The sequence below is a fragment of the Lactobacillus delbrueckii subsp. delbrueckii DSM 20074 = JCM 1012 genome (genome assembly GCF_001433875.1).
GTDB lineage: Bacteria > Bacillota > Bacilli > Lactobacillales > Lactobacillaceae > Lactobacillus > Lactobacillus delbrueckii.
Map to the genome: position 1 here is coordinate 1 of NZ_AZCR01000098.1, position 2,884 is coordinate 2,884.

Genomic DNA, 2,884 nt, shown 5'->3' on the forward strand with positions numbered 1-2,884 from the left:
AATATGAATGATCCATTTTAACCTCTCTAGAAATGTTTGTGGTAATTCATATTCTACCAGATGGTTGAAATGGATTTTTTGGATCAAAAAGGGGATCAACTTGATCAAGCGCAAGCTTGGTATCGGCAAGAAGCAGACCCACTTTTAAATAAAAGGAGCAAAACAAGTATGAACAAGTATTTAGTAGTTGGTGCAGGTCTTTTCGGTGCTGTCTTTGCGCGCGAAGCAGCCAAGCGGGGCCACGAAGTTACGGTGATTGAAAAGCGTGACCACATCGCCGGCAATATCTACACCAAGGAAATTGACGGCATCCAGGTTCACCAATATGGCGCTCACATTTTCCATACTTCTGACAAGGAAGTCTGGGAATACGTGCAACAGTTTGCCGAATTTAACCGGTACACTAATAGCCCGGTAGCCAACTACAAGGGTCACATGTATAACCTGCCTTTTAACATGAATACTTTTGCCCAAATGTGGGGTATCCGGACGCCTCAAGAAGCGCTTGATAAGATCAACGAACAACGGGCCGAAATGGCAGGCAAGGAACCACAAAACCTGGAAGAACAAGCCATTTCTCTGATTGGCCGGGACATCTACGAAAAATTGATCAAGGGCTACACCGAAAAGCAATGGGGGAGAAAGGCAACGGAACTGCCGGCCTTCATTATCAAGCGGGTACCAGTCCGTTTGATCTATGACAACAACTACTTCAACGATGACTACCAAGGCATTCCAAAGGGCGGCTACACTAAGCTGGTGGAAAACATGCTGAAGAGTGACCGGATCACCGTTGAAACCAATACTAACTTCTTTGACAACAAAGATGAGTACCTGAAGAACTTTGACAAGGTCGTTTACACCGGTCCAATCGACGAGTTCTTTGACTACCAGCTGGGTGAACTGGAATACCGGTCCCTGCGCTTTGAAACCGAAGAAGTGAACGTCGGCAACTACCAAGGCAACGCGGTCATCAACTACACTGACGCCGAAACGCCATACACGCGCGTGATCGAGCACAAGCATTTTGAATTTGGCAAGGGTGACCCCGACAAGTCTGTGATTACCCGCGAATACCCAGCTAACTGGAGCAAGGGCGATGAACCATACTACCCGGTCAACAACGACAAGAATAACGCCTTGTACGCCCAATACAAGGACCTGGCTGCTAAAGAAGATTCCAAGGTGATCTTCGGCGGCCGGCTTGGCCAGTACAAGTACTACAACATGGACCAAGTGATCCGGGCGGCGCTGGACGCAGTGAACACAGAATTTGGTGAGTAGCCTTGAAGGTCGTCAAAAATTACCTCTATAACGCTAGCTACCAAGTCCTAGCGATCATCGTTCCTCTGATTACCTCTTATTACGTTAGCCGGGTTCTGGATCCCGCCGGTGTTGGGGCCAACGCCTTTACCAACTCTGTCATCCAGTACTTCGTCTTGCTAGCGGATTTGGGGATCGCATACTACGGTAACCGGGAAATTGCCTACGTTCGGGACGATAAAAAGAAGATGGCCCAGACCTTCTGGGAAATCCAGACGGTTAAGACCTCGATGACCTTGATTTCCTACGTTGTGTTTGTAATTTTCATGAACTTCTATGTGAGCAAGCCACAGTACATGTGGGCTCAGTCTATCAACTTAGTGGCTGCCGCCTTCGACATCTCCTGGCTTTACCAAGGGTTAGAAGATTTCAAGCGAACCGTTCTGCGGAATACTTTTGTCAAAATTCTGTCCATGGTGGCGGTCTTCATCTTTATCAAGGACAGCAGCGACGTTACCTTGTACATCGTGATTGTGGCTCTATCCAATTTCTTGGGCAACTTCACCCTGTGGCCACATGCCTTGGGGATGCTGAAGAAGGTGCCTCTTAAGAAGCTCCGTCCTTGGCGTCACCTGCCACCGGCTGTTTCCATGTTTGTGCCGCAGATCGCCATCCAGCTTTATGTGCAGCTGAACCGGACGATGCTGGGGATCATGGTCAATGAAAAAGCCTCCGGCTTTTACCAGTATTCTGACAACCTGATCAAGCTGGTCTTGGCCTTTGCGACAGCGACGGGTACAGTTATGTTGCCCCACGTGGCTAACGCCTTTGCCCAAGGCGACATGAAAAAGGTCAACCGGATGCTCTACAAGTCTTTTGACTTTGTGTCGTCTCTAGTTTACCCGATGATGTTCGGGATCGCCGGCGTCTCCATGACGCTAGCGCCACTTTACTACAGTCAGGCTTACGCTCCAGTTGGCCCTGCCATGTTCATCGAGTCGATTGTCATCTTGATGATTGGCTGGTCCAATGTGATTGGTACCCAGTACCTTTTGCCAGTCAACCGTGTGAAGGACTTTACAGTTTCTGTAACCTTAGGGGCAGTTGTCAATATTATCTTGAACTTCCCTCTGATCTATTTTGGTGGCCTCAATGGTGCTATGTGGTCCACGGTAATTTCAGAAATTTCAGTTACTGCTTACCAGCTTTGGGTCGTGCGCCACGACCTAGACCTCGAGCTCCTCTTTAAGAGCAACTGGAAATATTTAGTATCCGGGCTTGTTATGTTCGTTCCAGTTTTCTGGCTGAACACCCACATGAAGGCTAGCTGGCTGTGGATGATTGCCGAAGTGCTTCTAGGCGTTATTATCTATGCGGTGATGGTCCTCTTGTTAAGAGCACCTATCGTTGACCAGGCTAAAGAATTGATCAAGGATCGTTTTCAAAAGTAAACTAGAAAGCTGAGCTTTTTACTATATTTAAATATATTAATAGCTAAAGTGTGTAAAAGTAAAAAAGAAAAGAGACCAAATGCTAGTAGGAGTGATATGACCCCCGAAATTAGGACACTAATTTCGGGGGTTATTTTCATGACTAAATACACTAAAGAAATCAAACTTGC

At 47.2% G+C, this 2,884-nt stretch carries 2 protein-coding genes; both read left to right on the forward strand.

From position 1 onward, the window contains the following. The first annotated feature begins 69 nt into the window (after positions 1-69). Positions 70-1,284: a UDP-galactopyranose mutase gene (gene glf, locus FD23_RS08455; RefSeq protein ID WP_074027724.1), complete on the forward strand. Its 1,215-nt coding sequence runs from the start codon at positions 70-72 to the stop codon at positions 1,282-1,284. A 2-nt stretch (positions 1,285-1,286) separates the two neighbouring features. Beyond that, positions 1,287-2,714, forward strand: a complete 1,428-nt coding sequence (locus FD23_RS08460) for a flippase (protein ID WP_025896515.1) — start codon at positions 1,287-1,289, stop codon at positions 2,712-2,714. The last annotated feature ends 170 nt before the right edge of the window (positions 2,715-2,884 follow it).

Coding starts and splice junctions, on each gene's coding strand:
- glf (WP_074027724.1), top strand. CDS start 70: ATGGATTTTTTGGATCAAAAAGGGGATCAACTTGATCAAGCGCAAGCT.